The 16,756-nt window shown below is 67.0% G+C and carries 13 protein-coding genes; all 13 read left to right on the forward strand.

All coding sequences use genetic code 11. The annotated features are described in order from the left end of the window. Positions 1 to 832, forward strand: an 832-nt coding sequence (gene pheS / locus ACTIMF_RS18005; protein ID WP_442351653.1) for a phenylalanine--tRNA ligase subunit alpha, incomplete at its 5' end; no start/stop codon positions are given. A gap of 84 nt (positions 833 to 916) precedes the next feature. Beyond that, positions 917 to 3,397, forward strand: coding sequence for a phenylalanine--tRNA ligase subunit beta (pheT, locus tag ACTIMF_RS18010; protein WP_442351654.1), 2,481 nt, complete (start codon positions 917 to 919; stop codon positions 3,395 to 3,397). Further along, positions 3,394 to 4,545 carry a metallophosphoesterase gene (locus ACTIMF_RS18015; RefSeq protein WP_442351655.1) on the forward strand — a complete coding sequence of 384 codons (1,152 nt, stop codon included), beginning with the start codon at positions 3,394 to 3,396 and terminating at the stop codon, positions 4,543 to 4,545. The genes pheT and ACTIMF_RS18015 overlap by 4 nt, the downstream gene beginning before the upstream one ends. A gap of 80 nt (positions 4,546 to 4,625) precedes the next feature. Next, a complete protein-coding gene (gene argC, locus ACTIMF_RS18020; RefSeq protein ID WP_442351656.1) occupies positions 4,626 to 5,663 on the forward strand; it encodes an N-acetyl-gamma-glutamyl-phosphate reductase in 1,038 nt (345 codons plus the stop codon). Then, complete coding sequence (gene argJ, locus ACTIMF_RS18025) at positions 5,660 to 6,916, forward strand: bifunctional glutamate N-acetyltransferase/amino-acid acetyltransferase ArgJ (protein ID WP_442351657.1); 1,257 nt, start codon at positions 5,660 to 5,662, stop codon at positions 6,914 to 6,916. The genes argC and argJ overlap by 4 nt, the downstream gene beginning before the upstream one ends. Then, the gene (gene argB / locus ACTIMF_RS18030) at positions 6,913 to 7,809 is read left to right on the forward strand and encodes an acetylglutamate kinase (RefSeq protein WP_442351658.1); all 897 of its coding nucleotides are present in this window, start codon (positions 6,913 to 6,915) and stop codon (positions 7,807 to 7,809) included. Before argJ ends, argB begins: the two co-directional genes overlap by 4 nt. Then, entirely contained in the window at positions 7,806 to 8,993 is a 1,188-nt protein-coding gene (locus ACTIMF_RS18035; RefSeq protein ID WP_442351659.1) for an acetylornithine transaminase, read from the forward strand. Before argB ends, ACTIMF_RS18035 begins: the two co-directional genes overlap by 4 nt. Position 8,994: 1 nt before the next feature. Continuing rightward, positions 8,995 to 9,918: an ornithine carbamoyltransferase gene (gene argF, locus ACTIMF_RS18040; protein ID WP_442351660.1), complete on the forward strand. Its 924-nt coding sequence runs from the start codon at positions 8,995 to 8,997 to the stop codon at positions 9,916 to 9,918. Next, positions 9,915 to 10,412, forward strand: a complete 498-nt coding sequence (locus tag ACTIMF_RS18045; RefSeq protein ID WP_442351661.1) for an arginine repressor — start codon at positions 9,915 to 9,917, stop codon at positions 10,410 to 10,412. Before argF ends, ACTIMF_RS18045 begins: the two co-directional genes overlap by 4 nt. Positions 10,413 to 10,502: 90 nt before the next feature. Further along, on the forward strand, positions 10,503 to 11,945 hold the full coding sequence (gene argH / locus ACTIMF_RS18050; protein ID WP_442351662.1) for an argininosuccinate lyase: 1,443 nt from the start codon (positions 10,503 to 10,505) through the stop codon (positions 11,943 to 11,945). Positions 11,946 to 12,051: 106 nt separating this feature from the next. Then, entirely contained in the window at positions 12,052 to 15,042 is a 2,991-nt protein-coding gene (locus ACTIMF_RS18055) for an AMP-binding protein (protein ID WP_442351663.1), read from the forward strand. A gap of 28 nt (positions 15,043 to 15,070) precedes the next feature. After that, complete coding sequence (locus tag ACTIMF_RS18060) at positions 15,071 to 15,307, forward strand: Trm112 family protein (protein ID WP_442351664.1); 237 nt, start codon at positions 15,071 to 15,073, stop codon at positions 15,305 to 15,307. Further along, the gene (tyrS, locus tag ACTIMF_RS18065) at positions 15,252 to 16,571 is read left to right on the forward strand and encodes a tyrosine--tRNA ligase (RefSeq protein WP_442351665.1); all 1,320 of its coding nucleotides are present in this window, start codon (positions 15,252 to 15,254) and stop codon (positions 16,569 to 16,571) included. Before ACTIMF_RS18060 ends, tyrS begins: the two co-directional genes overlap by 56 nt. Positions 16,572 to 16,756 lie beyond the last annotated feature (185 nt).

Genomic DNA, 16,756 nt, shown 5'->3' on the forward strand with positions numbered 1-16,756 from the left:
AGTCCGCGGCCGGGTTTCCGCGGCGCTCGACGAGCGGACCGTGGCTCTGACCGCCGAGCGCGACGCCGCCGTCCTGGTTGCCGAGACGATCGACGTCACACTTCCCGCAGGACGCCGTCCGCGAGGAGCGCGGCACCCGATCACCGTGATCGCCGAACAAGTGGCCGACGTCTTCGTGTCGATGGGGTGGGAGATCGCCGAGGGACCCGAGGTCGAGACCGAGCACCACAACTTCGACGCATTGAACTTCCTGCCCGATCATCCAGCGCGGTCGATGCAGGACACCTTCTACATCGCGCCCGAGGGTTCCCGACAGGTCCTGCGCACGCATACGTCGCCGGTACAGGTGCGCTCGATACTCAGCCGGGACGTCCCGATCTACGTCGCCTGCCCGGGACGCACCTTCCGCACCGACGAGCTCGATGCGACGCACACCCCGGTCTTCCACCAGATCGAGGGCCTCGCCGTCGACAGAGGACTGACTCTCGCGAATCTGCGGGGCACCCTCGAAGCGTTCGCGAAAGCGCTGTTCGGCCCGGAGACCACCACGCGGATGCGGGCGTCCTACTTCCCGTTCACGGAGCCGTCCGCCGAGGTCGACGTGTGGTTCCCGGGCAAGAAGGGTGGTCCGGGCTGGGTCGAATGGGGCGGTTGCGGGATGGTCAATCCGAATGTCCTGCGCGCCAGCGGAATCGATCCGGACACGTACACGGGCTTCGCGTTCGGCATGGGCCTGGAGCGCACTCTCCAGTTCCGCAACGACCTGCCCGACATGCGCGACATGGTGGAGGGCGATGTGCGCTTCACCGCGCCGTTCGGCCCCGCATTCTAGAGCCCGCAAACCGCCAGACCTCATCGCCGTTCGCGAGTCGACGACTCGCGACCCGAGTTCCACACGAAAGAAGTTGGTTACCCCGTGCGACTCCCACAGTCCTGGTTGACCGAAGTATTGCGAGACGGCACTCCCGACTGGGCTGCGTCCACCGCCGAGATCGACGCCGGGTTCGTCCGTGTCGGGTTCGAGATCGAGGATGTCGAACCGTTCCCCGAGATCACCGGCCCCCTCGTGGTGGGACGGGTCGCGGCGATCGAGGAGCTCACCGAGTTCAAGAAACCGATCCGCTTCTGTCAGGTGGAGGTCGGCGAGGACGCACCCCGCGACATCGTGTGCGGCGCCCGCAACTTCGCGGTCGGCGATCTCGTGGTGGTCGCCCTGCCCGGAACCGTGCTTCCCGGCCCGTTCGAGATCGCAACCCGCAAGACGTACGGGAAGACCTCGGACGGGATGATTTGTTCGGTGACCGAACTCGGCGTCGGAAACGATCACTCGGGCATCCTGGTGCTCGCTCCGGGCACGGCGGAGCCGGGCGACGATGCGAGGGAGGTGCTCGGACTCGACGACACTGCGATCGACGTCAATGTCACGCCGGACCGCGGCTACGCGTTCTCGATGCGCGGACTCGGTCGCGAGCTAGCGAGTGCGTTCGCGGTGCCCTACGTCGACGCCGGACTCGGCGGTTCCGCACTGTCCGCTGACGGGACGCGTGAGCCGTGGCAGGTGGCGATCGACACCGACAGCGGCGCCACCCGGTACACCGCGCGGGTGATCGAAGGCGTCGACGCCACTGCGCAGTCGCCGTGGTGGATGGCCAAACGACTTCTGGTGGCGGGGATCCGGCCGATCTCCGCGATCGTCGACGCCACAAACTACGTGATGATCGAACTCGGCCAGCCGCTCCACGCGTTCGACGCAGACAAAGTGCGGGGCTCGATCTCGGTGCGGTCGGCGCTGGCGGGGGAGACCCTCGAGACGCTCGACGGAGTGACTCGAACCCTGGATCCAGAGGATGTCGTTATCGCTGACGAGTCGGGCCCGATAGCGCTGGCAGGCGTCATGGGCGGGGCAGCGACCGAGGTCGGCGACGACACTGTCAACGTGCTGCTCGAATCGGCGAACTTCGATCAGGTTCGCGTATTCCGTACAGGCAAGCGGCACAAGCTCAGTTCGGAGGCGCAGAAGCGGTTTGAGCGTCGCGTCGATCCCGAGCTCGCCGCTGTCGCCTCCGATCGGGGTGCCTCGCTCATCGTCGAACTCGCCGGTGGGCGCATCGCAAGCGAACTGACGGACGTGCGTCGCGGCGACGAGCCGATCGAACCGATCGAGATCGCACCCGGACTCCCGGACGCGACGGCAGGCGTCGACTACGCCGCAGGCACCACCGCCGCACGACTGCGCGAGGTGGGCTGCGCGGTCGAGGAGACAGCAGACGTACTTCGCGTGAGGCCGCCGTCGTGGCGCCCTGACCTCGTCCAACCTGCAGATCTCGTCGAAGAGGTTCTGCGGCTCGAAGGGCTCGAAGACATTCCGGCCGTCGTTCCGCGCGCGCCGGGAGGGCGCGGCCTGACCCAGTCGCAGCGGCGCCGCCGGGCGATCGGTGTCACGCTCGCGGCAGATGGCTTCATCGAAGTGTTGCCGTACCCCTTCATGCCCGCGGGTGTGTTCGACACGTGGGGCCTGGCCGCCGACGACCCGCGCCGCGCAGCGGTGGCGGTGCTCAACCCACTCGAAGCCGACCGACCGCAGCTCAATACGACTCTGCTGCCCGGACTGCTCGAGATGGCCGCCCGCAACATCGCTCGGGGTCGACGTGACCTCGCCCTGTACGCAGTCGGCCAGGTCGTACTCGGTGGCGATCAGGGGCCCGTCGTCGATGCACTCGACGTGACGACACGTCCGTCCGATGATGAACTCGCCGCACTCGACGCCTCCTTGCCGCGTCAGCCGTTGTACACGGCAGCCGTGTTGACCGGCCTCCGTGACCCGGCGGGCCCGTGGGGGCCCGGTCGTGCCGCCGACGCCTACGACGCGTTCGAGGCCGCCCGCGCGATCGCGGCGGTGTCGGGCGTGGAGTTGACGCTGGTCGCCGACGACACCCTGCCGTGGCACCCCGGACGGTCGGCGCGCCTCGAGGTCGGTGGTGTGCGGGTCGGGCATGCAGGCGAGCTGCATCCGGCCGTCCTCGAGCGTGCCGGCCTGCCAGCACGACTGTGTGCGCTGGAGATCGACGTCGACGCGCTTCCTCTCAACGAACGACTCCCGTCGCCGACGGTGTCGCCGTTCCCGGCGGTTCTGCAGGACGTGAACGTGGTGGTGTCCGAGAACATCGCGGCACGTCAGGTTCAGGACGCGCTCCGCGACGGTGCGGGTGACCTCCTCGAGTCGATCTCGCTGTTCGACGTGTTCACCGGCGATCAGGTCGGTGAGGGCAACAAGTCCTTGACCTTCGCGCTTACGTTCCGGGCAGCAGATCGGACCCTCACCGAAGACGATGCGAGCGCGGCGAAGATGGCTGCCGTCGAGCATGCGGCCGATGCGGTAGGCGCGCGACTCCGTTGATTCGCCTGATCGTCGCGGCTGTCGCCGCGCTGTCGGTCACCCTCTGGCTGCATCGCCGGTTGGTCCGCGCGAGCGGTGTCCGCGGCGGTTGGGCGGCGGTCGCGGACGTCGTGCTGATCGTGCTCGGCGTCGCGACGACGATGGCGTTCGCGGTCGGCGACGTCTTCGATCCGACGTGGGCCCGCCCGATCGGGTTCATCGGTTTCACCTGGGCTGCGGTCGTCTACTACCTTCTACTCGGCACGGTGGTGATCGCACTCGTGTCGGGCCTCGTCCGAGTGGCGCGTCGCCTCACGCGCCGACCAGGCGGCGGGCTTCCTCGGCGGGCCGTGTCCGGAGCGACGGCTGTCGTCGTCGTGGCGGCATTAGGGGTCACCGGTTACGGGCTGACGGAGGCCGCGTCGCCGAGGATCGTCGAACAGAACGCACACCTGACGAACCTTCCCGCTTCGTTCGACGGTGTCCGGGTCGCGCTGGTGACCGACGTCCACGTCGGTCCTGCGCGCGGTGAAGGCTTCGTCCGTCGGGTCGTTGACGATGTGATGGCACAACACCCGGATCTGATTCTGCTCGGCGGCGACCTCACCGACGGGACGGTTGCCGAGGTGGGCCGCGACCTCGAGCCGTTGCGCGACCTGCACGCGCCGCTCGGCGTGTTCGCGATCAGCGGTAATCATGAGTACTACGTCGACGACGGCGGCGCTTGGCTGGACTTCTGGCAGACACTCGACATCACCACGCTCCGCAACGAACGCGTCGAACTGAAGCGCGGCGGCGACGTCATCGATCTGGCGGGCGTGTACGACGAGACCGCGCCGGATCCGTACGCACCGGACTACGCGGCTGCCCTCGGTGGCCGCGACCGCTCGCGGCCGGTGATTCTGCTCGCCCACCAGCCGATCCAGGCCGAGAACGCCGCGGAGTACGGCGTGGACCTCCAGTTGTCCGGGCACACACACGACGGCCAACTGTGGCCGAACACGTACCTGGTGCACTTCCAGCAGCCGATCACCGCGGGGTGGGGAGACGTCGACGGTGTACCCGTCTACGTCACGCGAGGAACCGGTGCGTGGGGTCCGCCGGTCCGTGTGCTCGCCCCGCCGGAGATCACCATGATGACCTTGCGCTCGGACCTGCCCGCCCGGTGATCGCCCGCTCGGGAGAGTCGTCGGCGAGTCCGACCGACCCCGTGCTGAATTAATTTGCGCCGCCATGCATAATGATTGATATGACTATCAAGGTAGCGGTCGCGGGCGCGAGTGGTTACGCGGGCGGCGAGATCCTTCGCCTCCTGTGCGGACACCCTCGCCGGGCCTCGGGCGAACTGGAGATCGGCGCACTGACGGCTGGCGGTAATGCGGGCTCCCGCCTCGGCGAACACCACAAGCACCTGATTCCATTGGCCGACCGCATCTTGCAGGACACGACGCCGGAGGTCCTGGCGGGTCACGACGTCGTGTTCCTGGGGCTGCCGCACGGTCAGTCGGCCGTCATCGCCGACGCGTTGCCGCCGTCCACGATCATCGTCGACTGCGGGGCCGATTTCCGCCTCGAGGACTCGGCGGAGTGGACGCACTACTACGGTGGCGACCACTCGGGGACGTGGCCGTACGGCATGCCCGAACTGCCGGGGAACCGGGAGACCCTCGCGTCGACGACGAGGATTGCCGTACCGGGCTGTTATCCGACGGTGTCGATCCTGTCGCTGTTGCCCGCGCTCGCGTCCGGTCTGGTCGAGTCGCGCGTCACCATCGTCGCCATGTCCGGTGCGTCGGGTGCGGGTCGGTCGCCCAAGGTCAACCTGCTCGCGGCGGAGGTCATCGGTTCGGTGCGGGCGTACGGCGTCGGCGGCGCCCACCGGCACACACCGGAGATCACTCAGGCGCTGTCGAACGCGGCGAACGCACCCGTGGATGTGTCGTTCACCCCGGTCCTCGTACCGACCACACGCGGCATCCTCGCCACGTGCACAGGGCGAACCAACGCGACCGAACAGCAGTTGCGTGAGGTCTACGAGAAGGCATACGCCGCCGAGCCGTTCGTCCACGTCCTGCCTTCCGGGCAGTTCCCCGAGACCGGATCGATCATCGGGTCGAACGCCGTGCTCATCGGAATCGCGGTGGACGAGCGCACTGGAACATTCACCGCGATCGGCGTCGTCGACAACTTGACCAAGGGGACCGGTGGAGCAGCCGTCCAATCGATGAACCTCGCCGTCGGTTTCGCAGAGACCGAAGGCCTGAGCACAGTGGGAGTGGCGCCATGACCGCAGCACAGCCGCAGGCGGCGTCGGAGCCAGCAGAGTCCGACGATCCGGCCTCCGGAGGCCGGATGGTCCGCAGGCAAGGCGTCACCGCACCGCTCGGATTCCGTGCCGCTGGGCTCGCCGCGGGCATCAAGGCCAACGGGAAGCCCGATCTTGCGCTCGTGTTCAACGAAGGGCCCGAGTACGACGCGGCAGGCGTCTTCACCCGCAACCAGGTGAAGGCCGCGCCCGTGCGTTGGTCGCAACAGGTGCTGACGTCGCAGCGTCTTCGATCCGTGATCCTCAACTCGGGTGGAGCCAATGCGTGCACCGGCCCGGGCGGCTTCCAAGACTCGCACGCGACGGCCGAGGCAGTGGCCCAGGCGCTGTCGAACTGGGGTACCGAGACCGGTGCCGGAGAGGTTGCCGTGTGCTCAACCGGTCTGATCGGCGATCGGTTGCCGATGGACAAGGTGCTTGCTGGGGTCACCGAGATCGTCCATGAGATGGCAGGCGGAATCGAGGGCGGCACCGACGCCGCGCACGCGATCATGACGACCGATACCGTTCCCAAGCAGGTGGCTCTGCACCATCCTGGCGGATGGAATGTCGGTGGCATGGCCAAGGGGGCGGGCATGATGGCTCCGTCGCTCGCGACCATGCTCGTCGTGCTCACGACCGATGTGAAAGCCTCGGCGGATCAACTCGACGCGGCGCTCCGCCATGCGACGGCACGTACGTTCGACCGTCTCGACATCGACGGATCCATGTCGACCAACGACACCGTGCTGCTCTTGTCCTCTGGCGCGAGCGACATCGAGGTGTCGCAGGACGAACTCGACGCAGCCGTTCACTCAGTGTGCGACGACCTCGCCGTGCAACTGCAGAACGATGCCGAAGGCGTGACCAAGCGGGTCGAGATCACCGTGACGGGCGCGAAGTCCGACGACGACGCGCTCGTCATCGCACGATCGGTGGCTCGGGACTCACTCGTCAAGACTGCATTGTTCGGTTCGGACCCCAACTGGGGGCGGGTGCTCGCCGCGATCGGCGTCACCCCGGTGACCATCGATCCCGACGTGATTGCAGTGTCGTTCAACGGTGCCACGGTGTGCGTGGACGGAATCGGCGTGCCCAGCGCCCGTGACGTCGACTTGAGCGGCGACCGCATCCACGTCGTCGCTGACCTCAAAATCGGCGACGGCGAGGCCACGGTGCGGACGACGGACCTTTCGCACGCGTACGTCGAAGAGAACTCGGCGTACTCGTCATGAGCGTCGATGGAACGTCACTGGCCAAGGCCGCGGTGATCGCCGAGGCGTTACCCGCCCTGCAGGCGCTGCACGGCAGGCGGGTGGTGGTCAAGTACGGCGGTAACGCGATGGTCGACGACGCGTTGAAGGCAGCGTTCGCCGCAGACATGGTGTTGTTGCGGGCGTGTGGGATCCACCCGGTCGTCGTCCACGGCGGCGGGCCGCAGATCTCGGCGATGTTGACGCGACTCGGGCTCGATGGCGAGTTCCGCGGCGGTTTCCGCGTCACCACTCCGGAAGTGATGGATGTGGTGCGGATGGTGCTGTTCGGCCAGGTCGGTCGCGAGCTCGTCGGCCTCATCAACCGGCACGGACCGTATGCGGTCGGCACCACGGGCGAGGACGCACATCTGTTCACTGCGACGCGCCGGACCGTTCTGGTCGACGGCGTCCCGACTGACATCGGACTCGTCGGCGACATCACCGCCGTCAACACGTCGGCGGTCGACGACCTCATCAGAGCGGGCCGGATCCCGGTGATCTCGACGATCGCTCCGGACGCCGACGGCGTCGCCCACAACATCAACGCCGATACCGCGGCGGGCGCCATCGCGAGCGCGCTCTCCGCTGAACACCTGGTGATGCTCACCGATGTCGAAGGTCTGTATACGGACTGGCCGGATCGGTCGTCGTTGGTGTCACGCATCAGCGCGCGGGAGGTCGCGGCGTTGCTGCCGAGCCTCGACGCCGGAATGGTGCCGAAGATGGAGGCGTGCCTGCATGCCGTCGAAGCCGGTGTCGGCGCAGCCCACGTTATCGACGGCCGCCAGCCGCACGGAGTGCTCGCCGCCCTGTTGACCGCGTCGACCGCGGGCACAACGGTGCTCGCAGACGAGAAAGGACCCCACGAATGACCGCACCCCTGCAGCAGAGGTGGTCATCATCGCTGATGGACAACTACGGGACGCCCGCCATCGCACTCGTGCGCGGCGACGGCGCCGTGGTCTACGACGCCGACGGCAAGGCCTACCTCGACCTACTCGGCGGTATCGCGGTCAACGCTCTCGGCCATGCCAACCCGGAGATCGTCGACGCCGTCGCGAAACAGTTGTCGACGCTCGGCCACGTGTCGAACCTGTACGTGTCCGAACCGGTCGTGAGGCTGGCTGAGCGCCTCCTCGGCGCATTCGGGCACGACGGCCGAGTGTTCCTGTGCAATTCGGGCACCGAAGCGAACGAAGCGGCGTTCAAGATCGCCCGGCGCACCGGGCGCCCGCAGATCATCGCCGCTGACGGTGGCTTCCACGGCCGCACGATGGGAGCCCTCGCCATGACGGGGCAGCCAGGCAAGCGCGAGCCGTTCGAACCGATGCCCGCTGGCGTCGACTTCGTGCCGTACGGCGATGTCGCTGCGCTCGAGGGCGCTGTGTCCGAGCAGACCGCCGCAGTCATTCTCGAACCGATCCAGGGGGAGAACGGCGTCGTCGTCCCACCGCCCGGGTATCTCGCGGCGGCCCGCGACATCACGACCCGGCACGGGGCACTGCTGATCTTCGACGAGGTGCAGACCGGGATCGCTCGGACGGGCACGATGTTCGCACACCAGCGGGCGGGAGTCGTCCCCGATGTGATGACACTGGCGAAGGGGCTCGGCGGCGGCATGCCGATCGGTGCGGTCCTAGCGACCGGACGGGCGGCCGTCCTGTTCGGACCCGGCCACCACGGCAGCACATTCGGGGGGAATCCAGCGTGTGCGGCCGCAGCCCTCGCGGTGCTCGATCACATCGACGCGCACGACCTGTGCGAGCGGGTGGACGCGCTCGGCAAGTCGTTGACCGCCAACATCGAAGGGCTCGGTCACCCGCTGATCAAGGGTGTGCGCGGAGACGGCCTGCTGTTGGGGGTGGTTCTGACCGAGCCGGTATCGAAAGAGGTCGACTCGGCGGCTCGTGACGCGGGCTATCTGATCAACGCGCCCGCTCCCGACGTCGTGCGGCTCGCACCGCCGTTGATCCTGTCTGACGAGCAGGCCGCGGCGTTCGTGGCCGACCTCCCCGCGATTCTCGACGCCGCAGCGGCGGCGCGGGCGAAAGGCTGACATGACCCGCCACTTCCTCCGCGACGACGATCTCTCGCCCGCCGAGCAGGCACACGTCCTCGCGCTCGCAGTCCAGATGAAGGCCGATCCGTTGGCGGCGAAGCCGCTCGCCGGACCGAAGACCGTCGGTGTCATCTTCGACAAGAACTCGACCCGCACCCGCTTCTCCTTCGAAGTCGGCATCGCACAGCTCGGCGGTCACGCCGTCGTGGTCGACGGTACGACGACGCAGATGGGCCGTGACGAGTCGCTGGCCGACACCGGTCGCGTCTTGTCCCGCTTCGTCGACGCGATCGTCTGGCGCACGTTCGGACAGGATCGCCTCGAGGAACTCGCCGCGTACTCCTCGGTGCCGGTCGTCAATGCGCTCAGCGACTCGTTCCATCCGTGCCAAGTGCTCGCCGACTTGCAGACCATCGCGGAGCACAAAGGTCGAACGGCCGGATTGACGCTGACCTATCTCGGCGATGCGGCCAACAACATGGCCAACTCGATGATGCTCGGATGTGCGACGGCCGGGATGCACGTGCGCCTCTCCGGACCGGAGGGCTTCCGTCCGGACGACGCGGATGTCGCGCAGGCGCAGCACCGGGCGGAAGCGACGGGCGGCAGCGTCACCGTAGTCGACGACCCGATCTGGGCTGCGACCGGCGCGGACGTCCTGGTGACCGACACCTGGGTGTCGATGGGGCAGGAAGCGGACGGCCTCGATCGAGTGAGTCCCTTCCGGCCGTATCAGATCAACACAGACCTGCTGGGCCGCGCCGCAGATGACGCGATCGTCCTGCATTGCCTGCCTGCCCATCGTGGTGAGGAGATCACCGACGAGGTGATCGACGGCCCGGCCAGTGTGGTGTTCGACGAGGCGGGGAACCGGCTGCACGCGCAGAAGGCACTACTGACGTGGTTGCTGGAGAATCAGTGACCGACCCGGACCCCTCCCGCCTCGCGGCGACCCGCGCGGGACGACACGCGCGGATCGTCGAGATCCTCTCGGCCGCCATGGTGCGAAGCCAGTCCGAGCTGCAGCAACGACTGGCCGATATCGGGATCGAGGCCACCCAGGCGACTCTGTCGCGCGACCTCGATGAGCTCGGCGCAGTGAAGCTGAGGGCCGCCGATGGCGGGGCAGGGGTCTATGTGGTGCCCGAGGACGGAACTCCGGTCCGTGGTGTGTCCGGTGGAACCGACCGGGTGTCGCGTCTGCTGGCGGACCTGCTGGTGTCGACGGACTCCTCGGGCGACATCGCCGTGCTGCGTACGCCGCCGGGGGCCGCGGCGTACCTGGCGAGCGCCCTGGACCGTGCGCGACTTCCGGGCGTGGTCGGGACGATCGCAGGAGACGACACCGTGTTCGTGCTGGCACGGCACCCGCTCTCCGGATCGGACCTCTCTCAACAGATCGAGGGTCTGGTGTGACCGATGCGCATCTGGCAGGCACGACCCGGCACAATGAACTGAACATCCCGCGAACCCGAACGAACGTCCCCGCAAGGAGAACCCGACTTCATGGCCGAGAATAACGACGCACCTGCCCGCACGGAAGGCACCAACGAAGGCGCCCTGTGGGGAGGCCGGTTCGCCGATGGGCCTGCGGCGGCGATGGCGGCATTGAGTAAGTCGACGCACTTCGACTGGGCACTCGCCCCGTACGACGTCGCCGCGTCGAAGGCGCACGCACGCGTGCTCAACCGTGCGGGTCTGCTGACCGACACCGACCTGACCGCCATGCACGCGGGCCTGGACCAGCTCGCCGCCGACCTGGCCGACGGCACATTCGTTCCCGAGGAGTCCGACGAGGACGTGCACGGTGCACTCGAGCGCGGACTGATCGAACGTGTGGGTGTCGAACTGGGCGGCAGGCTGCGAGCCGGCCGGTCTCGCAACGATCAGGTGGCAACGCTGTTCCGTATGTGGCTGCGCGATGGAATGCGACGGGTCGGCGCGGGCCTGCTCGACGTCGCCGAAGCCCTGGTGTCGCAGGCATCCGCCAATCCGGGCGTCGTCATGCCCGGAAAGACGCACCTGCAGGCAGCTCAACCGGTGCTGCTGGGGCATACTCTCCTGGCGCATGCACAGCCGTTGCTCCGGGACGTTGCACGTCTGGTCGACGCCGACCGACGGGTCGCGATCTCGCCGTATGGCTCTGGTGCGCTCGCCGGCTCGTCGCTCGGACTCGATCCCGTCGCGATCGCCGAGGACCTTGGATTCGAGGGCGCGGCCGACAACTCGATCGACGCGACGGCCTCGCGTGACTTCGCGGCCGAGGCCGCGTTCGTCTTCGCTATGGCCGCCGTCGACCTGTCGCGACTCGGTGAGGATGTGATCCTTTGGAGCACACCAGAATTCGGCTACGTGACACTCGCCGACGCATGGTCTACCGGCAGTTCGATCATGCCTCAGAAGAAGAATCCCGATGTGGCTGAACTCGCCCGTGGCAAGTCGGGCCGACTGATCGGCAATCTCACCGGGCTTCTCGCGACGCTGAAAGCGCAGCCGTTGGCGTACAACCGCGACTTGCAGGAGGACAAAGAGCCGGTGTTCGACTCCGTCGCGCAGCTCGAACTCCTTCTGCCCGCGATGACAGGTCTCGTGGCGACGCTGACCTTCCACCCCGACCGCATGGCCGAACTGGCGCCCGCAGGCTTCACCCTCGCCACAGACATAGCCGAATGGCTTGTCCGGCAAGGAGTTCCGTTCCGAGTGGCGCACGAGGTGGCAGGCTCGTGCGTCCGCGAGGCCGAATCGCGGGGCATCGGACTGAACGACCTCGACGACGACGTGCTCGCCGGGATACACCCGGCTCTGACGCCGGACGTGGCTGAAGTCCTCACCGTCACCGGTTCGATCGAGTCGCGCAATGCCCACGGAGGCACCGCGTCGCCCCAGGTCGAACGGCAGATCGCGGTCGCTACGGCGACAATCGCCGAACTGCGTTCCGTCCTCGCCTGAAGTCGGCGGTCATCGTGCCTGAGACCATGCGGTACAGGTAAGGTGATCCGCGTCGCGGACCCGCTTCGCCGGTGACGACTGCCGCGGCGGGGAGAGAGGGACTGCCGTGGTCGGACTGCCGAACATTCGCACAGCTGTGGGGCGCATCGTCGCGACGACTCAGAACGGACTCGAAGTTGTCCGCATGGGCGGTCTGGCGACCGGTACCGAACCTGCACCGTTCACCGTCGTCGAGACGGAGAAGATGTTCCGGTTGCGTCGGTATTTCCCCGACGACCCCGGCGAGGACGCTGCCCACGTCATCTTCATCCCACCGATGATGGTGTCGGCCAATGTCTACGATGTCACCGAGCAGAACGGCGCCGTCTCGGTGCTCCACCGACACGGAATCATTCCGTGGGTCGTCGACTTCGGGTCGCCCGACCACGAGGAGGGCGGCATGGAGCGCACCCTCACCGACCATGTCGTCGCAATCAGCCGCGTCGTTGATTTCGTGCGTCGTGTCGTCGGCCGTGACGTGCACCTCGGCGGCTACTCGCAGGGCGGAATGTTCGCCTACCAGACGGCGGCCTACCGGCGGTCCGAAGGCCTGGCGAGCCTCATCACCTACGGCAGCCCGGTCGACATCACCGCCGCCATGCCACTCGGCATGCCCGCTAACCTCGTGGTTCCGGGAGTCGAGTTCCTCGGCGACCGATTCTTCAGCAACGTGTGGGTGCCGAGTTGGCTGGCGCGCACCGGTTTCCAGCTAGCCGATCCGGTGAAGACCGCGCGGAGCCGCATCGACTTTCTGCGCAAGCTCCACGACCGTGACGCTCTCCTCCCGCGCGAGGACCAGCGCCGATTCATCGAACAGGAGGGGTGGGTGGCCTGGTCCGGGCCTGCCGTCGCCGAACTCCTCCGGCAGTTCGTCGTTCACAACCGGATGATGTCGGGCGGTTTCGTCATCGACGGCGATGTCGTGTCGATGAACGACATCACCTGCCCGGTGTTGGCGTTCGTCGGCGAGACCGACGACATCGGTCAGCCGGTCGCCGTGCGCGGGATCGGGCGTGCGGCACCGGACGCAGACGTCTATGAGACGCCGGTTCCGGCAGGGCACTTCGGTCTGGTCGTGGGGTCGACGGCTGGCAGGCTCTCGTGGCCGACGACCGCCGAATGGATCCTGTGGAACGACGGTCGCGGGCCGAAGCCGGAGGCCATGGCGCCGATGGACCCGACAGCCTCCACCGGTTCGGGGATCAGCTGGACGGACCGTCTCACCTACGGTGTCGGCCAGGTTGCCGGTGCCGGCACCGCGGTGTCGAAGGAGGTCATCGAGGCCGTCTCGTCGATCCAGCGCACGACGGTCGCCGTGGCGAGCGAATCGGTCAGAACCGTCCCGAGACTGTTCCGTCTCGGTCAGATCCAACCGTCGACCCGTATCTCGCTCGCGAAGCTGATGAGTGAGAACGAACGTCGCACGCCACACGACGAACTGTTCCTGTTCGAGAAACGAGTCCTCACTCACGAACAGGTAAATACGCGTATCGACAACGTCGTCGCCGGCCTCATCTCGTGCGGTATCCGGCCGGGCGAACACATCGGGGTCCTGATGGACACCCGCCCGTCCGCGTTGGTGGTCGTCGCGGCGTTGTCTCGCCTGGGCGCGGTAGCTGTCATCCTGGCTTCCGGAGACGACCTACCCGAGATGTTGAAGCTGTCGGACACACACTCGGTCATCACCGACCCGACGCACCTCGAAGTCGCGGCCGCGGTCACCGACCGCGTGCTCGTGCTCGGCGGTGGCAGCGGCGACTCCCGCGTGATCGAGCGAGCGGACGGCGAACATGTCGTAGACATGGAGCAGATCGATCCCGACGAGGTTCCGATGCCGGTCTGGTACCGCCGCGATCCCGGACTCGCGGGCGATCTGGCGTTCATCCTCTTCACGAAGACCCAGGGGCGCGTCGCGAAATGGTCGATCACCAACCACCGCTTCGCAATGTCGGCATTCGGTGCGGCGGCCGCTGCTGGATTGTCGAACCGCGATACCGTCTACTGCCTGCCGCCGCTGCACCATGCGTCCGGTCTGTTGACAACGCTCGGCGCCACGGTCGCGGGACGGTCGAGGATCGCGCTCTCGAACGGCGTCGATCCCGAGACGTTCGCCTTCGAGGTCCGTCACTACGGCGTCACGGTCGTCTCGTATACGTGGTCGATGCTCGCGGACGTCTTCCGGGGGGAGAGGTTCGATCCGGCACAGCTCAGCACCGTCCGGCTGTTCATGGGCTCAGGCCTGTCGACCGGCCTCTGGTCGGAGATCGATGAAGTCCTCCCGAATGCCCGCGTCCTCGAGTTCTTCGCGACCGCCGACGGATCGACGATCCTGGCGAACGTCGACGGCAACAAGGTCGGCTCGATGGGGCGAGCGCTTCCGGAGACGAACTCCGTTCGCATCGCGGCCTACGACCCGGACACCGAGCAGTTGCGGGTGGACGCCACGAGCGGATTCATTCGTGAAGCCGCGCCAAACGAAGTCGGAATGCTCGTCGCTCACGCAGCACAACGGTTCGGTTCGAACGGTCTCGTCCTACGCGACGTGTTTCGTTCGCACGACAGGTGGGAGGTCACCGGAAGTCTCTTCCGCGCTGACGCAGACGGCGATCTATGGTTCGTGGGATCCGCGCAGACAGTCATCCGCACCGCGCACGGAGTCGTCTACCCGGTGCCGATCCAGCAGGCGCTCTCCAAGGTCGCGGCCGTCGACCACGCGGCGGCCTACGGCGTGGGAGCGCCGGGCACCCAGGTTTCGGTCGCAGTGGTCAGCCTCCGACCGGAGGCGGCGTCCGTGACACCGACGACGCTCCGAGTCGGTCTGGGTTCGTTGCCTTCCGACGAGCGTCCCGACCTCATCTGGGTCACCGACGAGATGCCGCGCTCCGAATCGTTCCGGGTGATCACCAGCAAGTTCGTCGCGGCGGGCATCCCCAAGCCGGGTCCGCGGGTCTGGTACCGCGACGGCGTCGGCCGTTACCGCCGATACACAGCCAGCGCGGCCAAGACCATCGACTGGTCGTCGCCGACACCGCACGCCGCCGCCCGGGCTCTCGAGTGACTGCGCTGCCCGAGTAACCTCAGAACCCATGAGCACCCGCGCCCAACGCCTCGACCCGGTCGTCCGTGACCGGCTCGTCTGCCCGCAAGACCTCGGCGAGCTGATCGACGCAGGCGACGAACTGTACAACCCGCGACTGCGCGTCGCATACTCGATCGACGAGTTGGGTATCCCCGACATGCTCATCGACGACGCGCGGGCCGTGTCCGATGAGGAACACCGAGCCTTCACTGCGACGCCGGGAAGTGAGCAGGCCGGTGAGTGACGACATTCTCGACGACCTGGCCTGGCGTGGCCTCATCGCGCAGACAACCGACCTCGACGCACTTCGCAAGGCTCTCGCCGACGGTCCGATCTCGCTCTACGCAGGATTCGACCCGACCGCGTCGAGCCTGCACGCAGGGCACCTCGTGCCGTTGCTGACGCTGCGACGGTTTCAGTTGGCCGGCAATCGTCCGATCGTCTTGTCGGGGGGAGCAACCGGACTGATCGGCGACCCGCGCGATGTCGGTGAGCGCACGATGAACTCCGAGGACACGGTCGCGGGCTGGGCCGGACGAATCGTCGGCCAACTCGAGCGTTTCGTGGACATCGACGATTCACCGACAGGTGCCGTCCTGGTGAACAACATGGACTGGACGGGGCCGATGAGCACCATCGAGTTCTTGCGGGACGTCGGCAAACACTTCTCGGTGAACGTGATGCTCGCGCGCGAGACCGTCAAACGACGGCTTGAGTCCGACGGGATCAGTTACACGGAGTTCAGCTACCTGCTGCTCCAGTCGAACGACTACCTGCAGCTGTACCGGCGTTACGGAGCGGTCCTGCAGATCGGTGGCTCTGACCAGTGGGGGAACATCGTCGGCGGAGCCGAGCTCATCCGCAAGGTCGACGGCTGGAACGCCCACGTCCTGACAGTTCCACTCGTGACGTCGGCAGACGGCAAGAAGTTCGGTAAGTCGACGGGCGGCGGGAGCGTGTGGCTCGACCCCGAACTCACGTCGCCGTACGCGTGGTACCAGTACTTCGTGAACACCGCGGACGCTGACGTCGTCAACTACCTCAAATGGTTCACCTTCCTCTCGCATGACGAGATCGTCGAACTCGAACAGGCAACGGCCGATAAGCCGCATCTGCGCCTGGCGCAGAAGCGACTCGCCGCCGAGCTCACGACGCTCATCCATGGAGCAGACATGACCGCTGCGGCCGAACTCGCAAGCCAAGCGCTCTTCGGTCGTGCCGAACTCGACGGCATCGACGCGAGCACGCTGTCAGCGGCGCTGTCGGAGACCGGCATCGCCGAGTTCGACACTGCGGCCACCCCGACCATCGTCGAGCTACTCGTCGCCTCGGGACTCGCTACCGGCAACAAGGCCGCGCGCCGTGCCGTCGACGAGGGCGGCGCCTATGTCAACAACGTGAAGATCACCGATGCAGGGTGGACCCCGGCAGCCGAGGATCTCTTGCATGGGCGGTGGCTGGTATTGCGCCGAGGTAAGAAGACCTTCGCAGGCGCACGTATCGGCTGACGACCAGCGGATTTGTCTTCCCCGCAGCGGTCTAGTAACTTTCTTCGAGTCCGAGCGGCACAGCCGCGAAGACATCGAAATCCCTCTCCGGCAGGCGAGTTGAAAGACTCCGCGGCCATGGGGTATATTAGGAAGCCGCTTCGGCAAAGTCCGTGTTTGTTCTCCGGTGACGGGGTTCGGGTGTG

Source organism: Gordonia sp. (in: high G+C Gram-positive bacteria) (assembly GCF_052106715.1).
In the GTDB taxonomy this organism is placed as follows: domain Bacteria; phylum Actinomycetota; class Actinomycetes; order Mycobacteriales; family Mycobacteriaceae; genus Gordonia.

Coding starts and splice junctions, on each gene's coding strand:
- argC (WP_442351656.1), top strand. CDS start 4,626: ATGACTATCAAGGTAGCGGTCGCGGGCGCGAGTGGTTACGCGGGCGGC.
- argJ (WP_442351657.1), top strand. CDS start 5,660: ATGACCGCAGCACAGCCGCAGGCGGCGTCGGAGCCAGCAGAGTCCGAC.
- argB (WP_442351658.1), top strand. CDS start 6,913: ATGAGCGTCGATGGAACGTCACTGGCCAAGGCCGCGGTGATCGCCGAG.
- ACTIMF_RS18035 (WP_442351659.1), top strand. CDS start 7,806: ATGACCGCACCCCTGCAGCAGAGGTGGTCATCATCGCTGATGGACAAC.
- argF (WP_442351660.1), top strand. CDS start 8,995: ATGACCCGCCACTTCCTCCGCGACGACGATCTCTCGCCCGCCGAGCAG.
- argH (WP_442351662.1), top strand. CDS start 10,503: ATGGCCGAGAATAACGACGCACCTGCCCGCACGGAAGGCACCAACGAA.
- ACTIMF_RS18060 (WP_442351664.1), top strand. CDS start 15,071: ATGAGCACCCGCGCCCAACGCCTCGACCCGGTCGTCCGTGACCGGCTC.
- tyrS (WP_442351665.1), top strand. CDS start 15,252: ATGAGGAACACCGAGCCTTCACTGCGACGCCGGGAAGTGAGCAGGCCG.